Annotated in this window: 19 protein-coding genes and 3 tRNA genes; 4 read left to right on the forward strand and 18 right to left on the reverse strand. The window is 45.0% G+C overall.

The genetic code is table 11. From position 1 onward, the window contains the following. Positions 1–7: 7 nt before the first annotated feature. Genes IX91_RS20290 through IX91_RS20300 form a run of 3 tightly spaced genes read right to left on the reverse strand, consistent with a single transcriptional unit; the run spans position 8 to position 4,467 of the window. Entirely contained in the window at positions 8–961 is a 954-nt protein-coding gene (locus IX91_RS20290; protein WP_004743118.1) for a glycosyl transferase family protein, read from the reverse strand. After that, on the reverse strand, positions 958–1,842 hold the full coding sequence (gene cobA, locus IX91_RS20295) for a uroporphyrinogen-III C-methyltransferase (RefSeq protein ID WP_004743117.1): 885 nt from the start codon (positions 1,840–1,842) through the stop codon (positions 958–960). Before cobA ends, IX91_RS20290 begins: the two co-directional genes overlap by 4 nt. Positions 1,843–1,851: 9 nt before the next feature. Continuing rightward, positions 1,852–4,467: a nitrate reductase gene (locus IX91_RS20300; protein ID WP_038197368.1), complete on the reverse strand. Its 2,616-nt coding sequence runs from the start codon at positions 4,465–4,467 to the stop codon at positions 1,852–1,854. 761 nt (positions 4,468–5,228) lie between these two features. On the opposite strand from IX91_RS20300, the gene IX91_RS20305 reads away from it, so the two are divergent. Together IX91_RS20305 and IX91_RS20310 are read left to right on the forward strand one after the other, a co-directional pair. Next, positions 5,229–6,464 carry an alpha-xenorhabdolysin family binary toxin subunit A gene (locus IX91_RS20305; RefSeq protein ID WP_004743116.1) on the forward strand — a complete coding sequence of 412 codons (1,236 nt, stop codon included), beginning with the start codon at positions 5,229–5,231 and terminating at the stop codon, positions 6,462–6,464. 118 nt (positions 6,465–6,582) lie between these two features. Then, on the forward strand, positions 6,583–8,982 hold the full coding sequence (locus IX91_RS20310; protein WP_004743115.1) for a hypothetical protein: 2,400 nt from the start codon (positions 6,583–6,585) through the stop codon (positions 8,980–8,982). 70 nt (positions 8,983–9,052) lie between these two features. On the opposite strand, the gene IX91_RS20315 is transcribed toward IX91_RS20310, so the two are convergent. The 15 genes from IX91_RS20315 to IX91_RS20385 form a co-directional block, all read right to left on the reverse strand. Continuing rightward, positions 9,053–9,126, reverse strand: a tRNA-Cys gene (locus IX91_RS20315). A gap of 46 nt (positions 9,127–9,172) precedes the next feature. Next, positions 9,173–9,259, reverse strand: a tRNA-Leu gene (locus IX91_RS20320). Between the two features lie 227 nt (positions 9,260–9,486). Beyond that, entirely contained in the window at positions 9,487–11,193 is a 1,707-nt protein-coding gene (dld, locus tag IX91_RS20325) for a D-lactate dehydrogenase (RefSeq protein ID WP_004743114.1), read from the reverse strand. Between the two features lie 459 nt (positions 11,194–11,652). After that, complete coding sequence (locus IX91_RS20330) at positions 11,653–12,555, reverse strand: LysR family transcriptional regulator (RefSeq protein ID WP_004743113.1); 903 nt, start codon at positions 12,553–12,555, stop codon at positions 11,653–11,655. Between the two features lie 213 nt (positions 12,556–12,768). Further along, positions 12,769–12,842 (reverse strand) — tRNA-Cys (locus tag IX91_RS20335). 178 nt (positions 12,843–13,020) lie between these two features. Further along, positions 13,021–13,377 carry an MmcQ/YjbR family DNA-binding protein gene (locus IX91_RS20340; RefSeq protein ID WP_004743112.1) on the reverse strand — a complete coding sequence of 119 codons (357 nt, stop codon included), beginning with the start codon at positions 13,375–13,377 and terminating at the stop codon, positions 13,021–13,023. Positions 13,378–13,422: 45 nt separating this feature from the next. After that, positions 13,423–13,767: a HopJ type III effector protein gene (locus IX91_RS20345; protein WP_004743111.1), complete on the reverse strand. Its 345-nt coding sequence runs from the start codon at positions 13,765–13,767 to the stop codon at positions 13,423–13,425. A 98-nt stretch (positions 13,768–13,865) separates the two neighbouring features. Then, positions 13,866–16,178 carry a methyl-accepting chemotaxis protein gene (locus IX91_RS20350; RefSeq protein ID WP_004743110.1) on the reverse strand — a complete coding sequence of 771 codons (2,313 nt, stop codon included), beginning with the start codon at positions 16,176–16,178 and terminating at the stop codon, positions 13,866–13,868. A 246-nt stretch (positions 16,179–16,424) separates the two neighbouring features. Continuing rightward, positions 16,425–17,183 (reverse strand): SDR family oxidoreductase, encoded by a 759-nt coding sequence (locus IX91_RS20355; RefSeq protein ID WP_004743109.1) that lies wholly within the window; start codon positions 17,181–17,183, stop codon positions 16,425–16,427. A 12-nt stretch (positions 17,184–17,195) separates the two neighbouring features. Continuing rightward, on the reverse strand, positions 17,196–18,101 hold the full coding sequence (mmsB, locus tag IX91_RS20360) for a 3-hydroxyisobutyrate dehydrogenase (RefSeq protein ID WP_004743108.1): 906 nt from the start codon (positions 18,099–18,101) through the stop codon (positions 17,196–17,198). Positions 18,102–18,130: 29 nt separating this feature from the next. Next, positions 18,131–19,261 (reverse strand): enoyl-CoA hydratase/isomerase family protein, encoded by a 1,131-nt coding sequence (locus IX91_RS20365; protein ID WP_004743107.1) that lies wholly within the window; start codon positions 19,259–19,261, stop codon positions 18,131–18,133. Between the two features lie 17 nt (positions 19,262–19,278). Further along, a complete protein-coding gene (locus IX91_RS20370; RefSeq protein WP_004743106.1) occupies positions 19,279–20,067 on the reverse strand; it encodes an enoyl-CoA hydratase in 789 nt (262 codons plus the stop codon). An 11-nt stretch (positions 20,068–20,078) separates the two neighbouring features. After that, positions 20,079–21,233 carry an acyl-CoA dehydrogenase family protein gene (locus IX91_RS20375; RefSeq protein WP_004743105.1) on the reverse strand — a complete coding sequence of 385 codons (1,155 nt, stop codon included), beginning with the start codon at positions 21,231–21,233 and terminating at the stop codon, positions 20,079–20,081. A 10-nt stretch (positions 21,234–21,243) separates the two neighbouring features. Beyond that, a complete protein-coding gene (locus IX91_RS20380) occupies positions 21,244–22,737 on the reverse strand; it encodes a CoA-acylating methylmalonate-semialdehyde dehydrogenase (RefSeq protein ID WP_004743104.1) in 1,494 nt (497 codons plus the stop codon). A gap of 27 nt (positions 22,738–22,764) precedes the next feature. Next, the gene (locus IX91_RS20385) at positions 22,765–23,976 is read right to left on the reverse strand and encodes a thiolase family protein (RefSeq protein ID WP_004743103.1); all 1,212 of its coding nucleotides are present in this window, start codon (positions 23,974–23,976) and stop codon (positions 22,765–22,767) included. A gap of 247 nt (positions 23,977–24,223) precedes the next feature. Here IX91_RS20385 and IX91_RS20390 point away from each other — a divergent pair, with 247 nt between their 5' ends. Together IX91_RS20390 and IX91_RS20395 are read left to right on the forward strand one after the other, a co-directional pair. Further along, positions 24,224–24,601, forward strand: coding sequence for a MerR family transcriptional regulator (locus IX91_RS20390; RefSeq protein ID WP_004743102.1), 378 nt, complete (start codon positions 24,224–24,226; stop codon positions 24,599–24,601). 123 nt (positions 24,602–24,724) lie between these two features. Beyond that, a complete protein-coding gene (locus tag IX91_RS20395) occupies positions 24,725–25,894 on the forward strand; it encodes an isovaleryl-CoA dehydrogenase (protein WP_004743101.1) in 1,170 nt (389 codons plus the stop codon). Positions 25,895–25,903: the final 9 nt, after the last annotated feature.

Below are 25,903 nucleotides of genomic sequence, written 5' to 3' on the forward strand. Positions count from 1 at the left end.
GTTCTATTTACTGGCTGTCACAGTAACCAGACCAGAGTAGATAGGCCTTTTCAAATGACTTTTCTAGATCGTTTAACTCAGCAAACAATGTCGTCGCCATTGTCGAAACCACTGTATTGGCCATCATATTAAGATCAATATCTGCCGTACCAAACTGGCACTTTTTAGGCAAAGGAATGTCAGTCAGTATACGTTCGGTCCAATAATGCGATTCAACACCTGTCGGCGTGCTCACCCAAACGGTTTGGCTGACTTTAGGGTTGTATTCTGATTCGCCAGATTGTCCTTTAAAAGAGACGACGGCGTGTCGGGTTAATCCTATCTCGCTTTCGACTTCAGCATGCAGTTGTTGGAAGCCTGGATGAAAGCTGCCGCGCAACCCCAGTTTTGCGCCGCCCGGGTTTAAAGCTCTGACGACCGTGTTGATCGGTGTACGCAAACCATAGCGATTCTTCCAGCCAATCATGGTTTCAGCTTGTGGAGCAAAATGCATAAGAGGTAGATAAGCAATACGCTTAGTCTCTAGTAGCTGTTTCGCCTCTTGCGGTGACTGGGCAACCTCAATACCAAAAGCATCGAGATAATCTTCAGCATGTAATCGTCCGGCGGGCCTATCGTGATAACCATGTAACAATACTTTGTAGCCGCTGTCTGCAAGGATCTTGGCTGATAATAGGTGCCAAGGTTGCCCTGCACTTTTGCGTTTACCTGCATAACACGGCCAGTCAATATCAGCGCCCAAGCTAGGGACACGAGACTGAAACGCTTTTACGAAACCTGCAATTTCCTGTTTGGTTTCATTTTGTACTCGAATCAACATCAGTAGCATCGCCATCTGGTCGTCACCGCATTGACCATCAAGATACTCGTCCATGATTTGGTAAGCCTGATCAAAGGTTAGCGGCTTGCGTCCTCGCTCTCCTCGTCCAACCGTTCGGATACATTCTAGAATTGAGCTCATACTTCCTCTTGTGAGATCACTGACTCTATGGTCATGTTTAGTTCTTCTCGCAGTTTGACGACTTCGCCTAAGATAATCAATGCTGGGCTGACCCCTTTTAACTCTTTCGCTTTAGCAGTTAACGAGTTTAAACACGACACATGTACCTTTTGCTGACGGCTACAGCCGTGAGTAATGATGGCAAGCGGAAAATCTGGATTGAGACCTTGCTCGACCAGCCCTTGCTGAATCTCTTGCGCTTTCTCCAGCCCCATATAAAAAACCAGAGTTTGACCTGCTTTAACAAGCTCAGACCAAGCAGGCAGCGCTCCTGTCACCACCTGCCCTGTCACGAAGGTAACACTTCTAGCGATTTTTCTATGAGTTAAAGGGATATAGGAAGACGCCGCGCAACCTATAGCGGCTGTGATACCTGGAATTACCTCAAACTCAATGTTGTGCTTTGCGAGTAGTAATCCTTCTTCACCACCGCGACCAAATATGAAGGGGTCACCGCCTTTTAGCCTGACGACACGTTTACCTAGTTTCGCCAGCTCGACTAAAAATTGGCTAATCTCTTCCTGCTTTAAGCTTGGCTGACCGCAGCGCTTACCCACATAAATTTGTTGGCATTTATCTGCAGCAAAATCCAATATCTCTCTGTTTACTAAACGATCAAATACAATCACGTCAGCCTGTTGAATCGCTTTCAGCGCTTTTATTGTCAGTAACTCTGGATCATTGGGGCCTGCACCAACCAGTTGCACCTTTCCTCGCTTGATGCCTTCTGAATCACAGCCACTACCCGTAAGAATCGGCTGTTTTACATATTGATGAGCAATGAAACCTGCGCCACGTAGCCCAAATTGCGAACCCTCTTTAACTCTTTTGCCTAATTTCATAGCACGCTCCTATTTCGCAATCAGTATTGTTTGTCCGTGGCTTGCGACAAGACGCTCAACTTGGGGCAAGCAAGAGCCGCAGTTCGTACCGCACTTGAGTTTAGTTTTCAGCTGATTGATGCTTGTGCAATCTCCACTCTCCAATTCACGGAGAATCTGTTTGTCGCTCACTCTAAAGCAACTACAAATAAGCTCACTGGCTTCCTGCTGGCTAGAGACGGACAACAAAGCTGAAAAGGTCAGAGGTTTACCGATTAAACCTGCAAGATTTGACACATCGACCTCAATCGGGAGCTGAGAGGTCATGAGTAGAGAACGAATGATTTTGTCTTCTCCCACTTCGTCATAACAAACTGTTAGCCACCCACTAGCAAGCTCTAGAACGACTTTGCGTTTATGTGGAGTTTCACCAAGCTCTGTCGCGAAAGATTTGTCATAAAACTTTGTATCTGCAAAACGCCAAACGCCGACTCGCTCTTCAGTTTGAAATGATTGGTAAATGAAATCGTGTTCAACAAATCGCTCACCAAGATAAAGGCCATAAGTTTGTGCTTTTACCGGGAACAACTCCACTGGTTGGGATTTAAATGCTGGTTGTCCAGAAGAAGGATCAGCAATGCGGCTTACCACAGCATTAACCTGACTTTCGCCTCCATACTCTCCTGCCCAGTGCATCGACATAAACAGTTGTCTTTTGCCTAATCCATCATCAATTGCCACTCTCGCAATAATCTTTCGCTCTGTCTCTGAGCTAACTAAGGCGACCAACCGGCCTGACTTAACGTCCATATAAGCCGCAGAACGACTACTCATATACACCGTTGGTTCAGGTTCGGTCGCCGCAAGATGGGAAATGTAGCCAGTACGAGTCATGGTATGCCACTGATCTCTTTGTCTCCCAGTATTTAACCACCATGATTGGTCCTGCTGTTTTGTTGGCAGTGCAGGGATAACGAACCTCGCTTTACGATCGGCAAAGCTAAATTGGCCGTTGTGTAAAGGTCTTTCTCCTCCCCACTGAATAGGTTGCCAGTTTAGGTACTCTTCATCGGTCATATTCGCGAACTCGGACAGATCAAGTAACAATGAGCTCTGCGTATTCAATCCAGTCATAGCCGCATATTCTCTAAACACGTCGGCCTCACGAGCAAAATCAAAGGCATTTTCTCGGCCTTGTAACTCACATAGCCTTGCGCCCACATCACTGATCGCTTGCCAATCTGGCTTAGCTGCACCTTTCGCGAGCATAAACTGCCGTTGGCGAGTGAGCATACGCTCGGAGTTGGTCACCATTCCTTGCTTCTCCCCCCAACCTGAGGCAGGCAGCAACAAATCGGCATACTTGGCGATATCAGAATCAGCGGTTACATCCGATACGATAACGAGCGGGCATTTTTCGAGTGCACGTTTTACAAACGCGTTGTCAGGCATTGAAACTACAGGGTTGGTCGCCATGATCCAAATCACCTGAATATCGCCACGGTCAACGGCTTCAAACATCTCAATCGCTTTTAGACCCGGTTGCTGAGCAAGGGTATCTGTGTTCCAAAACTCACTGACAAGCTTTATCGATTCAGGGTCAAACCCTCTATGAATTGCTAACTGATTCGCTAGCCCACCGACTTCTCTCCCTCCCATGGCGTTCGGCTGACCAGTAATTGAAAACGGCCCCGCGCCCTGAATACCAATCTTACCCGTCGCAAGGTGAGCATTAATAATGGTGTTGGCCTTGTCCGCGCCGTATTGGGATTGATTTACCCCTTGGCAAAACAGTGTGATGGTTTTTCTGGTCGTAGCAAACCAGCGATAAAAGGTTTTAAGTTGCTCTTGGCTCAGTTCTAGTTTCTCACACAGCGCTTCTATGCCGAACTCTTTGCTCATAACGAGATCAACTAACGCGCCGAACCCAGATGTATGAGACTCAATATAGGGCTCGTCTAGAGAACCACTTTCAACACAGTAACGCAGCAGCCCATTAAACAGCGCAATATCACCGTCATTAGGGATAGATAGATGTAAGTCGGATTGCTGGGCCGTCACTGTTTCGCGCGGATCAATCACCACGAGCCTCAATTCAGGGTTACGTTCTCGAGCCTGCTGGATCCGCCTGAACAAGACGGGGTGTGTCCATGCGGTATTCGCCCCACATATAACGATTAGCTCCGCATCATCTATGTCGTCATAGTTAACAGGGACGACATCTTCTCCAAACGCACGGTTGTGAGCCACGACGGCAGAAGACATACATAGCCGTGAATTGGTGTCGATGTTCGCGCTGCCGACCACGCCCTTCATAAACTTATTGGCTACGTAATAGTCTTCAGTCAGTAGTTGACCCGAAACATACATTGCCGTGGAATCTGCACCATGGTTTTGAATCGCTTCACTATAGGCAGTCGCGATCAACTCCGTTACTCGCTCCCAACTTATCTCTTTGCCATCCAGCTTTGGATACAGCAATCGTGAAGGCATGTCTAAGCTCTGAGCTAATGCGGAACCTTTGACACACAAAGCCCCTTGATTTGCAGGATGCGCCTTATCCCCTTCTATTCCCAACTGATTCACTTCCACACCGCATCCCACTCCACAATATGGGCAGGCCGTTTTTGTACATTCCCTTGTCATCACTTACTCCTTGAAATAAAAAACCTCCTCCACCATAAAAGTGGAGGAGGCTTCATCGCCTGTGACGTTGTTATATGTATTTGTTGCCTAATTAAGCCAGGCTTATTGACAACAGCAAGTAGGATGCCAGATAGATAATCCAATACAATCAACAGGTTACATTCAACTCAGTGCTTTCATTGCACCATCTATGTGCAAGAAAAGGCCAATATGGTTCGCCATACCATTCGCGAGTCGTTTTTATTCTTCTGGACCTCGAAGCTAAGCCAATCCGTAACTTATATTTATATATATTATATTGATCACTTTTGAGCCATTAATTCCATTAGTATAATTTTCAATATAAATTCACCTTACATATTTTGTGACTATACAGTTATTTTAAACAAGTGTTTATGTAAATAAAAAACCTCAAACCTTAAAATAATAGAACTATCAGTTTATTGAAATTTTAAATTCGAATTCCCTTCTAAAGCTTTTAATTACGTAGCCTACCATTTATTTACCATTTACTAATTTAAATATTACTAAACATCAATAGCTTAAACATTGATCAATAAATTACCATTTATGTGAGCTATAACTCATTTAGTTCATTCTTATTGCTATAGATTCAACCAAAATATTGATCGGAGGAATTTATAAAACCTATTTAATACACAGGAAAATTAAACCATACAGCTTGCTATAAATATAAATCTCACCATTACCATAAATATAACAACGGTAGGCGTGAGCACGCATAAATATAAGGTATTAGAATGAAAAACATAAAAAAGCCACTCCTTTTATCCACTATTTGTTTAGGCTTAATTAGTGCTGGAATTCAGGCTTCAACGTCAAGTGAATTACTCGTCCCATCGTCAGCTGAACAGCAGATTGGGCAGATTAGCTATGAAACAATTATCGGTGAAAACGGTGCATTCATTGACCTAGATACCGATGAATTCATCCTTAACCAGAAAGAGTGGTTTCAAATTCAAACCTACGTTGAAGGTGCGCTATCGTTACCTATTACTGAAGCGAGTATGAAGTCTGCTTTCAACATTGCTGATGACGTTCCGTTTTCAAACTTTAAAGCGCTGGTAGAACAATATGGGAAAGTACATTCCGAAGCGTTTTATTGGAAGAAAGATCTCTATCCAAGCATTGTGGGCTTAGCGCTGTCACTGTCCAACTACAATGACATTCAGAAATATATGGTCCAGCCGCTTAGTGATCAGTTAACGATCATTCTGTCTAAATCCTTTTCTCCACTACCCGCGGATGTTCAAGCGGTCGATCAAGCTCGTCAACTTGCCATTGCCTACCTTAGCGCTCTGAAAAACTTCTCGGTAGAAAATCACAAGAAAGTAGAAAAGGCTAGCGATGACCTGCTCGCATTCTCAGCAAAGATGGAAGAACAAAAACTCCAACTTGATGTACTAAAAAGCACACACAGTGGATACCTAGATGATGATGGTAGTGAACTTCAACAGCGCGTGAATGACTTGAATAACCGCATTAATCAGCTAAACAAAGATTACAACCACTACGTTACTGTTGCTTCTACTGCTGTCACTTATGCTTGGTTCCCGTTGGTAGCAGTTCCTATTATGGGTGTTTATGGCGACAAAGCTGAAAAGGCCAGAAAGTTGCGCAATCAACTTCAGGATGAAGCAAAAGTACTTGAAGCTCAGCTTTCAACGACTCAGAAGGTATACAACTCCTACAAGCGTTCAACTGACAGTATCAATTACATCTCAAGCAAAATTGAAAACGCCATACCTTATGTCAATAAGCTGAAACTGCATTGGCAGAAAATGAATACGGATTTTGATTCTCTCATCGTTGCGCTCGAAGCAGCCGAATCAAGCACTGAAATATTACAATCTAATGCATTAAGAGCCGCCGCAGAAGCGATGGCGAATACCGCTGTTGCAGAGCAAAACTGGAGCAATATCAGTGATAAAGCGAAAACCTTTTCCAACAACGCATACATAGAAAAAGCCGAATAATCTCTTCCAATAACCAATAACGGGATTTATCCCTCACTTCCCCACCCGCGCAGTTGCGTCGGGTGTGGGCAAAGCTACCTCAAATAAACCAAAGGTAGCGAAAAATAAGGAAATAAAAATGAAGAAGATCCTTGTCCTTGCTGTTACGGCAGCGCTTTCAAATGGCGTCATTGCCTCTGATTGGCTTAATATCAACGACCTGCCTTCAAATACTGAATACCCAGAATGGCTAAACACACCATACGTACAAAATGATTCTGTAACACGCTCTACTTCTGACTTGTATGTAAACCTTAAAGATTGGATTAACCAACAAAATTTATACAAAGTAAAACCTACCAAGATATATATTTTCGCGGACACTTTGGAAGTAGATGAGAACTTTAATTTGGTCATGAACAACCAAAATATCGTGATCTTTGCTCGCCGAGTGGTAGGCGCAGGCGTGCCAACATTTGTGCTCGGCCAACAAGGTGCTGCGGCTTCCGTCACCGTTATTGCCCAAAAAATGGAAACACCATTTAATGTGTTGGCTTTCACACCAGAGGGCACTGTTACCGCGGACACAATTGATACTAAAGAGAGCCAAGGCACTTCGATTATTTTGTCGAAAGAACACTATGTTAAGCAACAACTTTCCAGTGAACTAGCTGCCAACATACAATTGGCGAAACAACAGTTCTCTGATATTGCTAACCGCTCTTTCGATATGGCTACAAGCTTATACGACACTCAACCAGCGACAAGTCTGGCAATACTCAATTGGCTCGAAGTGAGCATGAGAAACGCGGGTAAAACTGTTTCTGAGGATCCTTTGTTAACTGACCTTTATCTTCAGACCGTTGCTTTCAAACAGTTCACCGACTTAAGTAGCCGCTCGGACAACTTTGTCCCTTATCTCGACCGTTCACTGTATCAAGAGAAATACAAAGCCTACCTTCAGGCAATGATCGCTTTTGAGCAGAAACGTGAACTGGTCTCAGATAGAAATAGCCGCATCGAAGATAAAATTGAAAATACCCGCCTGGCTCTAGCGAACATCGATGATGTTCTAGAATCTCAGGACTCCATCGTAAAACAGTCCGAACAAAACATCGCTAAACTACTCGATAGTGTTACCGCTGTTGAAGCGCAATACAAAACTCAGGAGCTTACGGCGTTAAGCGCCCGCAGTGATTACCTGTATGGTGTCGAAGTCTGGAAGACTCAACAACAACTCAACGCAGCACTGGCGATTTTTAAAGCCATCGCAGAAATTGGAGGCGCGGTAAGTGGTGTATTCACAGGTAATTTGTCTGGCATTAATGACGTAACCGAGCAATTGGCGAAAACGCCAGAAGCGCTCGACAAAGCAAAGAACCTAGTAACAAACGTTAAGAATGTTACTGGTATCATTGATAGCATCACCAAGACTGTTGCGGGGATTGCTTCTCTTACCAACGAAGTTAAGTCCACGATTAAGCAACAGCGAATTTCAGAGACTATGGACTCGTTTGATTTCGCGGTCCCCTCTTTAAATGAGAGTAATCTCGCATGGGATTTAATGCTAACTGAGGTAAGAAGCAACCTACGTTACGCTGACTCATTAGGTATTAAGGGCGCTCGCGTTTATCTTCTTGAAATGGAAAAACAAGTTCTGCTAGGCAAAGCCATTAATGCATCGCAGTTAAATCTTGTTCAGGAGCAAGCAAAACTGGTTGATTTACTCCTAACTCGTAAAGTCACACTCAATCAAAAGGACCGCTTAACAAGTTTAATAGCGAGTGCCAGCGAAGATAGCGCTGTACAAAAACGTATTGAGCAAGAGCTATCACGAGTCTCATTGCACTTCAAACGTCCTATGTTTGTGGCCCTTTCAAACTATGTCGCCGCCTATGAGTATTGGGCACTTAAAGATAGTGATGTGAAACCGAGCTTAGGTAAATCCTACTTAGAATACCAATTTGATCTGGCTGCTATTGAGAATGAGTACGTCAACGCGCTCAATCGTTTTCAACCTGCGCCGCAAGATTTCAATATCGACAACTTCGTCATTGACGATGCGAAACAAATTGAAGCCTTGTTCAAAACGGGTGAGTTCAACTTCAATGTCCCACTGGAGCAATCGCAATTCTGCGCCTTTGACCGCGTGAGATTAGACAAGATTCGCGTATTCATCGAAGGTGAAAATCTTCCCTACGGTAAACAATTCAATTTGAGTATTTCTAACGGCGGAAACTACTATGATCGCTTCAGACAAGAAGAGTTTAAGTTTAGCGCTAACCCTATAACACGCGCCTTTTACTACCGACTCGATGATGCGGTTAACAACCAAGTAAGTATCATTACCGACGGATCACTTTCAGACAAGTTTGCTTATGCCTATTTTGAGCCGACTCCATTTACCAACTGGAATGTAACACTCAATAATTTTGATAGTACAGATACCAGCAATAATCAGTACTTGAACTCGGTTGAGCGATTGAGAGTAGAGTTTTCAGGCAACGGAATTCCAAATGGGAGAAGTTGTTCAAACTAGAACTAGATATATTCAAACTTCAGATACAAAAAAACCAGCAAATGCTGGCTGAGATGTTCTGAAAATTGAATGGAGGCGCGTCCCGGAGTCGAACCGAGGTCCACGGATTTGCAATCCGCTGCATAGCCACTCTGCCAACGCGCCTCAAATTGTGCTTTTTCACCTAACTAGCTTTAGCCAGAAAAGTAGATGGTGCCCCGGGCCGGACTTGAACCGGCACAGCGCGAACGCCGAGGGATTTTAAATCCCTTGTGTCTACCAATTCCACCACCAGGGCAACGCAATCATGCGATGGTAACACCACCTGTTCTGACGACCTATGCCGTGAGAACGAGGTGTACTTTAACGGATTGAGATTCAAGGTCAACAAGAAATTTATTCATTTTGATTCAACTGGTTAAAAAGACAACTTAACGTTTGCCAGTTAAGCAATTCGATCAAAACTTCAACGCCACTTCAAATAGAAAGAGCCACTTAAAATGTGGCTCTTAGGGTATTCATCGCTTAAGCACAGCAATTACAATTACGTTTATAACGGTCCATTTTACCGATACCTGGATTAAAGGTATTGGTAGGATCTAATTGGTGGTAAAACTTTTGCAACGAATTTTCTGCTTCGTACAAGTGCCCAACGTTATGCTCTGCGGGGTATTTTGCCCCTCGGCTGTTTAGATGCTCCAACATCAGCTTTTTCATTCGCTTGGTGTCAGTGCCTTTCTTGAAAATGTAATCTTGGTGGAACACGTAACACATAAAGTGACCATAATAGAGCGACTTAACCAAGTTTTGGCTCACTTCCTCCGGCAAGGTTTCTAACCACTCTTCGTCATTTCGTCTTAATGCAATATCGAGCGCAACGATATCTTCAACCTCGTTGCGGTGGATCGTTTCGTAGCGAATGGCGGCCCCTGCCGCAGCAAAACGGTGCAAATAGGCTTTCTTCCCTTCATCCGGAGTACATTCAAAGAAGTCACTGTCAGGCTCTACCGCCCACACTTCTTGCAGATACTTTTGCGCTTCTGCAATACCACCATCACTCATTTTAAGCACAAGGTGATGCTCGTACTTGTCACGGTACTCCAACATGCGTTGAGGCAAGTGTTGAGGGAACAACTTGCTCGCGTAATACAAAATCGTATCTGGAAGATATTTACTGACTAAAGGAACGCGCTCTAAGAAGTTTTCCACTTTCGCTTTCAATGAAAACATCTTAGGTAAGTTGTCGGTACCCAACTTATCAATCGATAAGAACACATCTTTGCCGTACTTCTCTGCCATGTTGAAGATATCGCGGTGGAGATACTCTCCCATTTCTGGCAGGTTTTCGAACTGAGTTAGAAAGTCTTTTCTTAGTTTGGTCAGTTTATTCGGATCATTGGTACCCAAATAGAAGATTTGTTCTTTTTGCGGGATTGGGTAGCTGTCCACGCGCACTGCAAATACACCTAATTTACCAGCACAGCCGCTTGCCTCAAACAAACGACGTTCATCTGCATTGAAACGCGAAGGAATATCTGAAGTTACATCACGAACGCGCTCATCATATTCTTTGTCTGATGCCATACGTTCGTCATGAATGACATTGGCAGGGTCAAAGTTTCCATCTTGGAGGTTTTGCAAAATTTCTTCTGGTGTCGACCCAAGGCCATCGATCCCGAGGTGATTGACAAGGTGAAGTTGTCCCTTTTTATCGACCTGAGCAAAGATGGCTAGCTCAGTGTAAGCAGGGCCGCGTTTTACTAATGCGCCACCGGAGTTGTTTGCAATGCCACCAACAACTGTCGCACCCAGAGAAGAAGAACCAATCACTGAATGTGGCGCTCGATTGACTGCTCTTAACTCTTTCTCTAGAGAATGAAGACTAGCACCTGGAAGACAGATTGCTTGTTTGCCACCGTCAACGAGGTAGATTTGCTTCATTTTGGTAATGTTGATGACGACGACATCGCGATCATAATCATTTCCGCTTGGTGCAGAACCTTCGGTCAGTCCCGTTTTCGCAGCCTGCATAATGATAATGCAATTGTTCTCAACGCATTGCTGAATGATCTTCCATTGTTCAACAAGTGTATTGGGGAAAACGACGGCTAGAGCAGTACCGCTTCCAGAGCGAAAACCGCTGCGGTAATACTTGTTTTTAACTTGATCGGTAAGGACGTTTTCTTCCCCAACGATCGCGGTAAATGCGTCAATCAGCTGCTTCTGTTTCATATCCGTATCTCTAATTATTGTGCCCGACCAATATAAGCAGTCCAATTCTGCACGTCCATTACCGTAAGTGAACCCTGTGACAGCCACAATCACTCTAATGTTTATTTCTTAAATATTTTCAGATAGTTAATATTTTCAAAAGCCAGATATCAACAAAGAAACATATCGTTTCCATAAAGAAACAATACAAAATTCAAATGTTAACAAACAGATTCAGATTGAAAATCGAGCAAATCAGACTTTGCGTATAAACACTCTATTTTTAAAGGAGTTATGTACAAATGTATGCCTACAAGACCTAAACACAGCCAGCAACAAATCGAACTAAAAACATCACAAGAGTGTTGGATTATTGTGACAAGCTAAGACTCTCAACAAAGAAGCAGCTAATAGGAACTCAAGTCGTAAGTTTGAAAAAGTGTTCTAGGCTAGATTTCGTTTAGCAAAAGACGCTTTCAATTAAAATTGATAGCTGCGCTCTTGAAAGCATTGATACAAATGCTCAATGAAAAGCTTAATTTTTTCAGGCTGTTGGCGAGTATATGGGTAGACCGCATAGATACCGAGGCACTTTGCCGTTTCCTCTTTAAACAGTTGAATCAACCGGCCTTGCTGTAGATCTCCATAAACCAACACACGAGGCACGTAAATGATTCCCTGCCCTAACAAAGCAACGTTACGTAGGGCTGAAGAGTTATTGGTACACAGATTGCCATCCACTTTGACTTGATAGACATCGTCACCGTTTTTAAACGCCCACTCTCTCGCTCCCGTTTCCTGATAGGCATAGGCTAAACAATTGTGTTTTGTGAGTTCTTTCGGCGTTTTAGGCTTACCGTTTTTCGCTATGTACTTAGGTGAGGCACAAACAATCCAATTAGCATCAACTAACTTGCGCGCGATGAGGCTCGAATCTGGAAGAACCCCAGTGCGAATGGCTAAATCAAAACGCTCATTGACGATATCCACAAAGCGATTATCTAGCTCCATATCAATACTGATATCGGGGTATTCATGGTTAAATTCAGCAATAACAGTAGGTAAGATCAACTCACCAGATATGATCGGAACAGTAATTTTAATGTTGCCAGATAAGCTCTTGCCTAAGCCAACAATCGATTCCTCAGCCGTTGCTACAGCTTGATAAACACTTCTCGCATGTTCAAAAAAGGCTTGCCCAGACTCTGTCAGTTTGAGGGTTCGAGTCGTTCGGTAAAGGAGTTGAACGCCGATATCTTGCTCAAGTTTAGCGATGCGCTTACTGACAACCGATTTCGTCAATTCCATGTGCCTCGCAGCAGCACTAAATGATCCCTGCTCAACCAAATGGTAGAAAATAATATAGTCGTCGGTATTTCTCATGCGTCTTCACTACTAACCTGGAGAACAAGTATTGTATGGAGATTAGAGGATAAATGCTGATCCTAGAGTCACACTTGTGCACTGCATCAGCCTCAGCTAGAAAGGTTCACTTGCTTCAGATACAAAAAAACCAGCTTTCGCTGGTCTAGTAAGATGCTTTCACATCTGTGCTTCCACATTCGAATATTGCTGTTGCCGTACCCGAGAAAAGAATGGAGGCGCGTCCCGGAGTCGAACCGAGGTCCACGGATTTGCAATCCGCTGCATAGCCACTCTGCCAACGCGCCCTTCTTTCTAACGCTTTAGTTACCCACCGCTGCGTTCGATGCATACTCTACGGATTGAGCTTAGAGAGTCAAACAAAAATCGAATTATTCCGTTTGTTTGCTGAGTTTTAAAGCAACATGATGCGAGTTCAAGCAATCAAGGCGAATTTTCCTGCACCCTCGTTCCACCAGCAGTTCATTAACTAATGCCCAACTCAACTCTATCGGCCTTTGGAAGCTTCTTTGCCACCAGTTTGTATGAGCGCTCGCAAAGATCTTGTACAAGTCCATCTTCAACATCGCCAGGGTAGTAAACCGTTACCCAATGGCGCTTGTTGGTGTGATAGCCGGGAGTAATATCGTTAAACTGAGAGGTGAGGACTTCTCCATCTTCAGGAACGACTTTCACCGTCACGTACTCACGCCCTTCACGCTCGGCAAGTATCGCAAACATCTTGCCTTTCACTTTATATACTAAAGCATCAGGGCCAAACGGATAGCCTGACACTGCACATTTAAAACTGTCTAAATACTTAGCCAAATCTGAATTGTTCATAGCAAACGCTCCAATTAAAAAAGGAGCACTAGGCTCCTTTATCTGCTATTTAGAAATGAGTGCATCACCTTCAAATCTGATGCCTTGCCAGCCAAACTGAATAAAGTTACGAATGTTGGCGTGATCTTGACCATCCGGATTGCCTAAGACATCTTCGCGATAAAACTTGCCAAAACAAGCCAGTGTTGATGAAGGGTCTAATTGGTTTAGAAGGCCAAACGCAAAGATTTTGCACGAACCATTGTTCTGGTTTGCGTCGTTTAAGGTCTCTCCGTTGACAAACGCGGTTGGCGTGAACTCATAGTTCGCTTCAATGACCGCCATAGTGTCTTCAAATCGCACCGATTCAGGCGATTGAGAAAGGTTGTCGAGAAATTGCTTCAGATCCATGTGATATATACTCCATAAGATTTGGATCGAGTCTAAGACATAGATTGAAATAAAAAAAGCTCTTTCGCGATGAAAGAGCTTTTGCTGCGAGGACACTATTAATATTTAAATTGCGACACTTCCGCATTCAATCGATCAGCTTCGCTAGACAAACCTTGAAGCACATCATCGACATCTTGCACTTGAACCGATACCGCTGAAGAGGCATCTGCAATAGAAGTAATACTGCCACTTATCTCGTCAGTTACAGCCTTTTGTTCCTCAGTAGCAGCTGCGATTTGTACGTTCATCTCATTTAGGTCATTAAGCATAGTCACAATTTGCTCGAGCATCTCAGTGTTTTTATCACAGGTGGTGACACCCTCAGACACCGTGTTATTTGCGCTCTCTATACTCTGAGACACACTTTGAGTTTCGCGCTGAAGAGATTCAATTTTTTCACGAATTTCTTCAGTAGAAGACTGTGTTCGACCCGCAAGAGAGCGAACTTCATCCGCAACGACCGCAAAGCCACGACCTTGCTCACCTGCCCTTGCCGCCTCTATCGCTGCATTCAGAGCAAGAAGATTGGTTTGCTCTGCGATACCTTGAATAACATCGAGCACTTCGGCAATCGAGTTAGTTTCAGTATGCAATCTTTGGATCGCATCGACTGCGGTTTTCATCTCTGCGTCTAAACGAGAGATTTCACTACCTAAGTTCTGACCAACCTGAACACCTTCACTGCCAGTATCATTGGCATTTTTAACAAACTCTGCTGCGCGTGTCGCAAATTGCGCCACCTCGGCGATAGAGGCACTCATCTCATTCACCGCAGTCGCTACCGACTCTGTTCTATGATTTTGGTCAGCAACCGATTCACGGGTACTGTTCATATTACCCGCCATGCTCTGGGTGTTGCTGTTAAGGTTATTGGTGGTTTGCGCAAACTGACCAATGATATCTTGTAGATGAGCAAACAACGAATTGAGCGAGATAGCTAAATCGGTCATTTCATCTTTACCAGACTCTTCTAGACGCTGGGTCAGATCATTGTTTTTGCCGATCCATTGCACTTTCTCACTAGCAAGCTTGATCGGTTTAGCAATGCTGTTACCGAGTAGATAGGAAATAAACACGGCTAGCGCTACCACAATTACAATGCTAGTGATGACTGTCATGGCTAGCGAACTAATCAAGGTTTCTAAATCTTCTAAGGCCTCATGCTTATCGATGTCAGTCACAATGCCCCATGTTAGCCCTGCCGCATTTACCGGTGAATAAGCAGAGAGAACTTCAACGCCTCGATAATCGGTGACAATGTCAGATCCACTCTGGCCTTTAAGGGCAGCCTTTGAGGTTGCAGTCGCAACAGGTTGACGGCCAATCGCTGAAGACTTACCTTCAATTTGTGCTAGCACTGACTGAGAAACACCTGCTTCCTTCAATGCCGCAAAATAGCTGTCTGGGTTTTCCATTAAGAAGCGGGATTCGCTACGGAGTAGTCCATCTTGTCCAACTAAGTAAGTCTCGCCACTTTCCCCTAATCCAGCGAAGCTCCAATTACTGTTAAAAGTCATAATTCGATTGATCTCATCGACAGGCATTTGGAAGATCAACACACCCAATGTTTGGTTAGACTTTTTAACAGGAGTGGCAATAAAAGAAGCGGCCGCTTCATAAGAGGGATAATAGGGGTAAAAATCTTCTAAGTGATATTGATTGGCTGACAAATTCAGCGCATTTTTAAACGCTTTGGCTATACCACTATTCGCATAAGGGCCAGAGTTTAAATTAGTCGCATAGTCGAGCTCTTTAAACACTGAATAAACGATATTGCCATCTACATCGACTAAGAAAATATCGTAATAACCAAACTCTTCTAAGAAACCTTTGATACTTGGATGATACGTAGCATGGACAGAATCATATTCGGTACCCAAAGAGTCACTCATTAAATTGTGTTTTTCGCCAAGAGGGTTAGGGTTTGTACCGATATAACGGGCTTGGAGCGCTTTACTAAGGGGGGATAATGCATTGAGCTTTTGCATTTCATTGGCCGATGCACCACCATTGGCCCCTTTATAGGTCGCGCCAAAATTTGCTTGGTAATAGGATTGTAACTGCCCGATATCGCTTTGAGAGACTTGCTCTATTGGGTATGACTTGAACGCTTCACTAAACGCGCCCATCGCATCTTTGACCCCAACAGAATTGGCGGTCGTTACGACTTGACCACTTATGTGTTTGAAATAACTTTCAATTTCATTTTTCTTAATTTCACGAACGGAAATCAATTGACTGGTTGCCCGTTCAAATAACGCTTGTTCAGAAAGTCCTGAAGAACGCCATCCGACAATGACACCGGTTGCGACAACCGCCAAGGTGCACAATAGCGTTGAAGCCAACACTATCTTCGTTGCAATTTTCATAACGACAACCCCTCACAGATATTCCGTATCTGCCTGTTTATTTAGAGGAAACTCGCCAACCAACGCTTTAGTAATACATTTCTTCCAGATGAAGTATCTCTAATAAGCCGAGTTATTATTTGTATATGCATGCTGTTCTATAAGTGTAAGCACAAAATTTAAACTTTTCGATTAGTTGTCGAAAATATTCTAAATCTAACTATTTAGAGGCATATTTTTATACTTGTTGCATATACATAAATAACCCTACATTCTTATCCCACCATCAACCTCAATAATGCGGCCATTGATATAGTCGTTTTCGAAAATAAATTTAACCGTATTGGCAATCTCTGCTGTTTCTCCCATTCGCCCAACAGGAATCATAGACTCTAATCGGGCGATCGCTTCCGGTTTCATTTGCGCCGCCATCGGGGTCTCAATCACGCCTGGTGCTATCGCTGCTGCCCTAATGCCAAATCTCGCCAACTCTTTCGCCCATGTTGTTGCCAGTGTCGCCACTGCCGCTTTCGAGGCTGCATAATTAGTTTGGCCTATGTTTCCCGCGCGAGCGACACTAGAGATATTGATAATTACGCCCTTACGCTCAGTCTTAATCATATTTAACGCAGCTTCACGCCCACAGAGAAACGTCCCGCTAAGGTTTACGTTTATCACGGAGTTAAACTGTTCGAGTGACATCTTTGAGATTTCGCCATCTTTGACTTTCACTAGCAGACCATCTCGTAAAATGCCCGCATTATTGACTAAGCCATCTAAATGACCAAAATCAGTGACAATGTCACTGAACACCTGCTCTACTTCATCTTCATTGGTCACATCGGCTCGATAAGTCAACGCCTTAACACCAAGCATATGACATTGTTCTTGGGTGTGCCTCAAAGCTTGTTCGTTGACGTCGATAAGTGCCATTTCAGCGCCAGCGTGGGCTAACGTGACAGCCATCATTTGCCCTAAACCTTGCCCAGCTCCAGTAATAGCAATCACGCTTTCTTTTAACTCCATAGCAAGCTCCTTTTACTTATCGTTGTTCGATTGATAGAACTCAAACAAGCTAGAGAAATCGAGCTCTTCGTTACCATTTAGATTATGAAATGCATACAAGTTTCGCGCTAATGAACCCATAGGTACGGAGGATTGGCTCTTAGAGGCAGCTTCTAAGCCTAGGCCAAGATCTTTTAGCATAAGCTTACTCATAAAACCCGGCTGGTACTGATTTGATGCTGGAGCATTTTCCATTACTCCTGGACATGGGTTGTAAAGTTCTAATGCCCAGTTTCGACCTGAGCTTTGTAGCATAATGTTTGATAGCACTTTAGGGTCTAGCCCATTATCAATACCTAAATTGAGCGCTTCACAAGTCCCTGACATTAAAATACCGAGCATCAAGTTATTGCAGATTTTGCCCATTTGACCGCTACCAGTTTGACCGGCATGGAAGGTATTTTTTCCCATATGTTGCAGCACTTTCTCTGCTTTGTGGAACGCCTCATCACTTCCGCCAACAATAAAGGTCAGCGTACCTGCTTTTGCTCCCGCAACCCCACCGGATACCGGCGCATCAGTAAAAAACACACCCTTTTCATCCGCCGCTTGCCCGACTAAACGCGCCGACTCTGGGTCAATGGTTGATGAGTCAATGATTAACGTTCCTGGCTTTATATGACTGAGTAGACCTTCTTTACCCTGACCATCCAAGTACACAGATTTAACGTGCTCTCCTGCTGGCAGCATGCTGATGACCACATCAGCTTGATCAACCGCACTCTCAAGTGAACCACATACTTTCGCGCCAACCTCTGCAAGCGGCCTCGTTAGACTGTCGACTAAGTCATACACTTGAACATTAAAACCTGCGTTGACTAGATTGGTTGCCATAGGTGCACCCATGTTGCCTAGCCCAATAAATGCGATAGTTTCCATGACGTTTCTCCGATTTTTCTTTTATCAACCTAGTAATGCCCTAACTGCGACAGTGGGTGTTTTTCCTCTGACCAAAGAGAAGTAAACAAACTGTCGATCACCTTGTCTTCAACTTCAGCCACATTTTTATAGCGCCATTTAGGATTACCATCTTTATCGATTAATCGCGCACGAACGCCTTCTCTAAACTCTCCGAGTAGAGCACTGCGAACAGACAGGTTAAGTTCAAGACGGAAACAGTCGGCAAGTGATAACTGGCTGTACTGGGTCATTTGGCGATAGCAAATATGCGCAGTGACCGAACTACCGTTTGCTAGATTCGCCTTAGCGGTCTCTAACCACTTTTCGCCAATCGACAATGCTTGAATGTTGTCGACCACCTGCAAAGCACTATCTGCATGGCAAGCGGATTGAATATGATTGAGATAAGGCAAGATCTGCGCTTCAGGTTTATGCTCATTGACCTCAGCTTCGAACGATTCGAGCATTTCAGTCACCACCTCATAGGCATCATCGACGCAATCCCAATCGGCGATTTGTAGCTGCTGAAGAAGTACAGACTTGTGGTCAGGTAACGCCATATGGTCAGCTAAGTGAAGCGAGACTGCATCCGTAGCGGTCACCATCATTCCGGTCAGTCCGAGAAACAAGCCAACACCGCTATCGAGGCGATTTAAAAACCAGGTTGCGCCCACATCAGGATATAGGCCAATACTAATTTCGGGCATGGCAAGGCGAGAATCTGGAGTCACTACCTTATGGCTCGACCCCATGTAGAGCCCCATGCCACCGCCCATTACGATTCCCTCACCCCAGGCAATAATCGGTTTACAGTAGGTATGAATAAGATAATCGCACTGATACTCGACGGTGAAAAAGTGCGAACAAAAATCCTGTATTTGTTCGTCTTTGGCACCATTCATGACGCTATACATGGTGCGAACATCCCCACCTGCACAAAATGCCTTTTCTCCAGCCCCCTCAAGTAAAATACATATAATAGAGTCATCTTCATGCCACTTGTCTAACTGGTGCTTTAAACTTGCCAACATATCTACTGATAGCGCATTTAAAGAGGGGGCGTTGTCTAAGGTGGCAACGGCGATTTTATGCTCACTGTCACTACAGGGCAGCTCCGCAAAATGGACTAAATCACTCATATAGCTTCCTCCTGAACCTATTTGTTTTTCCATTCTGGGCGACGTTTTTCTAGGAAGGCATTTACGCCCTCTGTCTGATCTTCTGTATCAAATAGGTGAATAAATAGTTCTCGCTCTTTGACTAATCCGTAAGAAATAGGATTCGAGCGAGTCGTCTGAATCAGTGTTTTGCAAGCGGAGACGGCAGGTGGTGATTGGTTGGCCACCATCTCTGCTAGTTGAATTGCAGCTTCAAGTGCTTGCCCCTGCTCCACGACCTCTTCAACTAAACGGATATCAAACGCTTTATCGGCACTCACTTGTTCACCGCACAGAATGATTCGCTTAGCCCATCCTTCTCCGACTAACGCTGTTAGGTTTTGTGTCCCACCAGCGCAAGGCAACAAGCCGACTTTCGCTTCAGGCAAAGCTAACTTAGCTTGTTTCTCTGCGATGCGAATATCGCAGGCGAGCGCGACTTCTAGCCCACCTCCCATCGCATAACCATTTATGGCGGCAATGGAAACGCCACGAAAAGCACTCAAGGTCTCAAAGGCTTCTCCAAAGGCGCGAGCCATATCCGCGGCAACACTTGTGTCTCCGGAGGCAAAAAGATTCAGATCAGCGCCCGCGGAGAAAAACTTCTCTCCTTGGCCAGTAATCACCAGAGCATAGACATCCATATTGCTATTAAGCTCATTCACCAACTGTTTAAGCTGATTCAAGCTCTGTTTTGTCCAAGTGTTGGCTGGCGGGTTGTTCATCGTCAATACAGCGACATGGTTATATATCTTGTGTTCGATAGGATTAACTGATTGCTGTGACATAATCTCTTTCCTTAGAGTATTTCTGAGCCTTCGCTAAGAAGACGTCTTGCAACAATAACGCGCATGATCTCGTTAGTGCCTTCCAAAATCTGATGAACTCTTACATCCCTAAAATGACGCTCTAATGGGTACTCTTTGATATAACCATAGCCTCCGTAGAGCTGAAGTGCCTGATCACAAACCTTAAAGCCCACATCAGTGGCAAAACGTTTCGCCATCGCGCAGTATGTTGTTGCTTCAGGATCACCATTATCGAGTTTGCTTGCCGCTAATCGCACCAATTGTCGAGCGGCGACTAGCTCAGTCGCCATGTCCGCGAGTTTAAATTGCAGTGCCTGAAAACTGCCGATCGTTTTGCCGAACTGTTTGCGCTCATTGACGTATTGGATTGCCTGATTAAGCGCTTGTTGGGCAGTGCCAACAGAACAGGTTGCGATGTTTATTCGCCCGCCATCAAGCCCTTTCATGGCAAAGATAAAACCTTGCCCTTTTTCACCCAATAAGTAGTCTTTCGGGATAACAACGTTCTCAAACGTAATGCTGCGTGTTGGTTGTGAGTTCCAGCCCATCTTGGGTTCTTTTCGCCCATAGCTAATACCTTCGATATTGGCAGGCACCACAAATGCAGAGACACCTTTTGCGCCTTCACTGCCTGTTCTCGCCATAACCACCAGCACGTCGGTTTCACCCGCGCCAGATATGAATACTTTGGCTCCGTTGATGACATAGCCATCTTCAGTGAGTTTGGCGCTTGTGGTCAGAGAGGCGGCATCTGATCCAGCGTTTGGCTCCGTTAAGCAGTAAGAGCCTAGCAACTCGCCTGTTATCAGCTTAGGGCATATCTCTTGTTTTACTTTGTCACTGGCAAAGCTTCCTACCATCCATGTCACCATATTATGGATAGTCATAAACGCCGTGGTCGACGTACAGCCCATAGCAAGCTGCTCAAAAATGATCGAAGCATCTAATCGGCTCAATCCTAAGCCGCCTTGTTCTTCAGGTGTATAAAGACTAAGAAAGCCAAGCTCCCCGGCTTCTCTCAGCACCTCTTTAGGGAAGATTTGCTGCTCGTCCCACTCTGCTGCGTTGAGCGCTAACTTTTCTCTTGCAAACTGCATTGCGGTGTCGGCAAACGCTCTTTGATCTTCATTGAGTTCGAAGTCCATATCTCCCCCTTTATCGAAGCTGAATCGTCATGTTCGGCCCTGATGGAATATCATCATCAAACCAACGCGCTGTGACGGTTTTGGTTTCCGTGTAGAAGCGCACTGCTTGCTTACCATAGGCGTGAAGATCGCCATAGAAGCTGCCTCGCCAACCGGTAAATGAGAAGAAAGGCAACGGCACTGGAATCGGCACATTGATCCCAACTTGGCCCACCAGAATCTCATGTTGGTATTTTCTCGCAGCGGCGCCGTTGGCAGTAAATATTGATGTGCCATTACCATATGGGTTGTTGTTTATCAGCTCGATTGCCTCTTCCAGCGTATCGACTTCTAAACACACCAACACAGGGCCGAATATCTCTTGTTGATAAATGGACATATCGGTCGTCACGCCACTAAACAGCGTTGGAGCGAGCCAGTTCCCATCAGGTAAACCTTCAACAACGCAATTTGTGCCATCCAATTCGCATTTAGCCCCTTGTGCCTTACCTTCCTCAATGAGGCTCGTAACACGCTGCTTCGCTTGCTGACTAATTAAGGGACCATACCCTGCTTGTTCGTCGTTCCAAGCGCCGGGTTTAACCTTCGCCATTTCAGTAGCAAGGTCACTGATCCACTCTTTAGAGCTGCCGACAAAAACCGCGACAGAAATGGCCATGCAACGCTGCCCCGCAGCCCCCACCGAGGAACCTACTAAGTTGTTAATGACCTGAGCTTTGTTTGCATCTGGCATCACAACCATATGGTTTTTAGCCCCAGCAAACGCCTGAACACGCTTATTGTTAGCTGTGCCCGTATGGTAAATGTATTGAGCAACATTCACCGAACCAACAAATGAGACGGCCTTGATGACAGGGTGTTCAAGCAGATAGTCCACCTGCTCTTTACCACCATGAATAATTTGTAGAACGCCTTTTGGTGCGCCCGCTTGTTCAAACAATTGTGCCAAACGCATTGCCGTCAAAGGAACTTGCTCGGATGGCTTGAGAACAAAGGTATTTCCCGCTGCAATGGCGAGCGGAAACATCCACAACGGAATCATCGCCGGGAAATTAAAAGGCGTGATACCACAACACACACCTAGAGGCTGAATCAGTGAATAGGAGTCGATATCGGTTGCTACGTTCTCAACCGTTTCTCCCATCATGTTGCTGGCGATATTTCCGGCCTGTTCAACCACCTCTATCCCTCGCCAGATATCCCCTTTGGCATCAACCGTGGTTTTGCCTGTCTCTTTCGATAAAATTTCAGCAATTTCATCATGGTGCTCTTTCAACAAATGTTGATATCTCAGCATGACCCTAGCACGCTCCGACACCGCCACATTCTTCCATTGATGAAAGACGGTTTCAGCGTTAACAATAGCGCACTCCATTTCATCTTCGGTAGCACACGGAAGCTTTGCAATTACTTCGTTGGTTGCTGGGTTAGTCACGTCGATCCACTGACTAGATTGAGATTGGCAAAACTCACCGCCGACGAACAAAGAGACTGTCTGTGTCATTGTGTTTTCCTTTCCGTATTTTTGCTCTTAAACTGGAATCTCGATGGCAATTGCTGTTGCTTCACCACCACCAATACAAATTGCCGCGACCCCTTTCATGGGTTTACGCTTGGTTGCATCCCCATCAACACCGTACGCCTGAAGTTGTCTGAGGCTATATATCAAAGTCGTCAAAATTCTCGCGCCGCTCGCACCGATCGGGTGCCCCAATGCGCATGCTCCGCCTTTAATGTTGACTTTGCTACTATCAAGCTGAAGCTCTTTCACCGCGATTTGTGTAACGACAGCAAAGGCTTCATTGATTTCCCACAAATCCACGTCTTCAACCTCCCAATCTAAGGACGAGAGTAATTGTTCAATCGCGTAGACAGGCGCAACTGTAAACTCCGAAGGCTTTCGCGCGTGTGTGGAATGCGCTTTGATGATCGCGAGAGGTTTCATTTCAAGACGACTCGCCTTTTCAGATTCCATCAAGATCAACGCAGCAGCGCCGTCAGATATCGCACTAGAGTTGGCTGCGGTGATTGAACCCTCTTTGGCAAAAGCAGGCTTTAGCTTGGGGATTTTATTGGCGTCGATAGAACGTGGCTGCTCGTCATAGTTGAGCGTCTCGCCGCTTTTGAGTGAAATAGACACCAGCTCATCACCAAACATATTCTGTTTATCCGCTGCGAGAGCTCGATGAACAGATTGTGTTGCCCATTCATCCATTTGCTCACGTGTGAACTCCAGTTGATCGGCAATTTGTTGGCCATAAACACCCATAAGTTCGCCCTCGTAGGCGTCTTGCAGTCCATCTAAGAACATGTGGTCATAGGTGGTTTTATGCCCCATTCGCATGCCGCTGCGAGATTCTTTCATTAGGTAAGGGGCGTTTGTCATGCTCTCCATACCACCAGCAACCGCACATTGAATCGAGCCCAATTTGATTAAGTCATATGCCAACATCACCGATTTCATTCCTGAGCCACAAACTTTGTTTACTGTGGTGCAAGGGGTACTTTGCTCAAGGCCACCGCCCAAAGCCGCTTGTCTGGCAGGCGCTTGACCACACCCTGCAGGCAGCACGCACCCCATATAGACTTCATCCACTTCATAGGGTGATAGTTGAGCCTGTTCAAGCGCACCTTGTATCGCTAGTGCGCCTAGCTGTGGTGAAGAGTAATCAGCCAACAAACCTTGAAACTTTCCCATGGGAGTCCGTTTCGCTGACACTATCCAAATCTCTTTTTGCTCCATTGCGCCGCCCTCTCTGACGTAGCTCTGTTACTCATTGGTGAGTGTTTGTCTTGATGACCAATCTAATTACCGCTCTATCTCTCTACTAAATTGGCCTAACTTAATTTCTTGACGTTTACGTAAGCATAGCACTAACATTTACGTAAACGTAAAGAAACAAAATAAACTAATTTGCAAACTATTTGATTCAACAATTTCAGAATCAGCCATCAAGCCAAGAATTTAGATAACTAGGAATAGAGTCTCAGTGGAAAAATATAAGATTAGCGATCTCGCCAAAGAATTCGACATAACGACACGCAGCATCCGTTTTTACGAAGATGAGGGGCTCATTCAGCCCGAACGTAAAGGCAGTATGCGCGTCTACAACAGACGAGATAGAACCAGACTAAAGTTAATTCTACGCGGTAAGCGGCTAGGTTTTTCTTTGGCAGAGATTCGTGAGCTATTTGAACTTTATGATACTCATCAAGGTGATACTCAGTTAACTGAAATGCTGAAAATCATTGATGAAAAAGAAGCGGTGCTGATGCGCCAACTCGATGACATTAACAATATGCTGAGTGATCTAAACCTTGCTCGCGAGCGATGTGAACAGGCATTAGAGGCGAGTCAAACCAGCTAGATAAGCACAAACGTCTTCGAGCTTTTTGAAACAGTGTTTTTAAAACAGTAGTTTTGGAAATGATAATTATGGAAACGGTGATTTTGGAAACGATACGCTAAAAACCGTTCGCTTGGAGGCGTTATGCTATCACAATACATCCCTCTTAATTTTGGGTTAGATGAATCCATCAATCTTCTACGTGAACATGTGTGTGGATTCGCCCAACAACACATAGCGCCTCTCGCAGCAGAGATAGATCGCTCCAATAGTTTCCCTAATCAGCTGTGGCCCGAGCTAGGTAGTATGGGTTTACTGGGTGTGACCGTCAGTGAGCAGTACGGTGGCGCAGAAATGGGCTACCTTGCTCATGTCATTGCGATGGAAGAGATCAGTCGCGCCTCTGCTTCTGTCGCTCTGAGTTATGGGGCTCACTCAAACTTATGCGTTAACCAGATATTTCGTAATGGCAACGAGGCTCAACGTACTCAATACCTGCCTAAGCTTATCGAAGGGACTCATATCGGAGCTCTGGCAATGAGTGAACCCAATGCTGGCTCAGACGTGGTGAGCATGCAGCTTAAAGCCGAGTTAAAAGGCGATCATTATCTACTTAATGGCTCAAAAATGTGGATTACTAACGGCCCTGATGCAGATGTTTTGGTGGTTTACGCCAAAACCGAACCTGACAAAGGCTCACATGGCATTACAGCGTTCATAGTCGAGAAAACCTTTCACGGATTTAGCCATGCACAAAAGCTCGATAAGTTAGGCATGCGTGGCTCAAATACCTGCGAGCTAGTATTTGAAAACTGCAAGGTGCCCGTAGAGAACGTCTTGGGCGAAGTTAATCATGGCGTGAGAGTGTTAATGAGTGGGCTTGACTACGAAAGGGTTGTGCTCGCCGCTGGGCCACTTGGTATCATGCAAGCCTGTTTAGATCTTGTCATACCTTATATCCACGACCGAAAACAGTTCGGTCAATCGATCGGTGAGTTCCAACTGGTTCAAGCTAAAGTCGCAGACATGTACACGCGAACCAATGCAGCGCGCGCCTACTTATATGCAGTCGCTGGAGCCTGCGATAGAGGTCATGCAAGCCGAAAAGATGCCGCCGGTGTGATCCTCTATTGTGCTGAACTCGCTACCCAAATCGCCCTCGATGCCATCCAACTCCTAGGTGGAAATGGCTATATCAATGAGTTCCCAGCAGGGCGTCTACTACGAGACGCAAAACTGTATGAGATTGGAGCTGGCACGTCTGAAATCCGCCGAATGCTCATTGGTCGCGAACTATTCGAAGAAACTCGTTAATGAGGTCAC

Origin of the sequence: Vibrio tubiashii ATCC 19109, assembly GCF_000772105.1 — a bacterium.
Classification (GTDB): Bacteria; Pseudomonadota; Gammaproteobacteria; order Enterobacterales; family Vibrionaceae; genus Vibrio; species Vibrio tubiashii.

Excerpts from the sequence above, each read along its gene's own strand:
- IX91_RS20375 (WP_004743105.1), bottom strand. The coding sequence starts at position 21,233 with ATGGACTTCGAACTCAATGAAGATCAAAGAGCGTTTGCCGACACCGCA.
- dld (WP_004743114.1), bottom strand. The coding sequence starts at position 11,193 with ATGAAACAGAAGCAGCTGATTGACGCATTTACCGCGATCGTTGGGGAA.
- IX91_RS20305 (WP_004743116.1), top strand. The coding sequence starts at position 5,229 with ATGAAAAACATAAAAAAGCCACTCCTTTTATCCACTATTTGTTTAGGC.
- IX91_RS20380 (WP_004743104.1), bottom strand. The coding sequence starts at position 22,737 with ATGACACAGACAGTCTCTTTGTTCGTCGGCGGTGAGTTTTGCCAATCT.
- IX91_RS20300 (WP_038197368.1), bottom strand. The coding sequence starts at position 4,467 with ATGACAAGGGAATGTACAAAAACGGCCTGCCCATATTGTGGAGTGGGA.
- mmsB (WP_004743108.1), bottom strand. The coding sequence starts at position 18,101 with ATGGAAACTATCGCATTTATTGGGCTAGGCAACATGGGTGCACCTATG.
- IX91_RS20395 (WP_004743101.1), top strand. The coding sequence starts at position 24,725 with ATGCTATCACAATACATCCCTCTTAATTTTGGGTTAGATGAATCCATC.
- IX91_RS20340 (WP_004743112.1), bottom strand. The coding sequence starts at position 13,377 with ATGAACAATTCAGATTTGGCTAAGTATTTAGACAGTTTTAAATGTGCA.
- IX91_RS20365 (WP_004743107.1), bottom strand. The coding sequence starts at position 19,261 with ATGAGTGATTTAGTCCATTTTGCGGAGCTGCCCTGTAGTGACAGTGAG.
- IX91_RS20355 (WP_004743109.1), bottom strand. The coding sequence starts at position 17,183 with ATGGAGTTAAAAGAAAGCGTGATTGCTATTACTGGAGCTGGGCAAGGT.
- IX91_RS20330 (WP_004743113.1), bottom strand. The coding sequence starts at position 12,555 with ATGAGAAATACCGACGACTATATTATTTTCTACCATTTGGTTGAGCAG.
- IX91_RS20385 (WP_004743103.1), bottom strand. The coding sequence starts at position 23,976 with ATGGAGCAAAAAGAGATTTGGATAGTGTCAGCGAAACGGACTCCCATG.
- cobA (WP_004743117.1), bottom strand. The coding sequence starts at position 1,842 with ATGAAATTAGGCAAAAGAGTTAAAGAGGGTTCGCAATTTGGGCTACGT.
- IX91_RS20370 (WP_004743106.1), bottom strand. The coding sequence starts at position 20,067 with ATGTCACAGCAATCAGTTAATCCTATCGAACACAAGATATATAACCAT.
- IX91_RS20310 (WP_004743115.1), top strand. The coding sequence starts at position 6,583 with ATGAAGAAGATCCTTGTCCTTGCTGTTACGGCAGCGCTTTCAAATGGC.
- IX91_RS20350 (WP_004743110.1), bottom strand. The coding sequence starts at position 16,178 with ATGAAAATTGCAACGAAGATAGTGTTGGCTTCAACGCTATTGTGCACC.
- IX91_RS20290 (WP_004743118.1), bottom strand. The coding sequence starts at position 961 with ATGAGCTCAATTCTAGAATGTATCCGAACGGTTGGACGAGGAGAGCGA.
- IX91_RS20345 (WP_004743111.1), bottom strand. The coding sequence starts at position 13,767 with ATGGATCTGAAGCAATTTCTCGACAACCTTTCTCAATCGCCTGAATCG.